The organism is Vibrio sp. S457-15 (assembly GCF_000960545.1).
Taxonomy (GTDB): domain Bacteria; phylum Pseudomonadota; class Gammaproteobacteria; order Enterobacterales; family Vibrionaceae; genus Vibrio; species Vibrio parahaemolyticus.
The window spans coordinates 1-337 of the sequence record NZ_JYOQ01000018.1 but is presented as its reverse complement, the minus strand read 5'-3'; the positions used below and the strand labels follow the sequence as shown (position 1 = coordinate 337).

Genomic DNA, 337 nt, shown 5'->3' with positions numbered 1-337 from the left:
AGGTACCCGCTAACGTTGGGATGCTTTCGCCCGCGGCATTCTTGTCGTCTGCCGTGTTTGGCTCACCCGTTGCCGCGTCCACACTCGGTGTCGATGCTGGCGTACCTACACCGGAATCAGTGCCTTCAGGGGCATTGCCTTGTGCTACCGTTGGCTCACCACTAGACACATCTGCACTTGGTTTCTGCTCTGGCGTACCTACACCGGAATCAATACCTTCCGAGGCATTACCTTGTGCCGAAGTTGGCTCACCGGTAGCCCCGTTCGCACTTGGTTTCTGCTCTGGCGTTGCCACACCGGAATCAATACCTTCTGAGGCATTACCTTGTGCCGAAGT

Annotated in this window: 1 protein-coding gene; it reads right to left on the bottom strand. The window is 56.7% G+C overall.

Annotated features, from left to right (window positions below):
- A partial coding sequence (locus UF05_RS26250; RefSeq protein ID WP_048852130.1) for a hypothetical protein occupies positions 1-337 on the bottom strand: 337 nt, incomplete at both ends.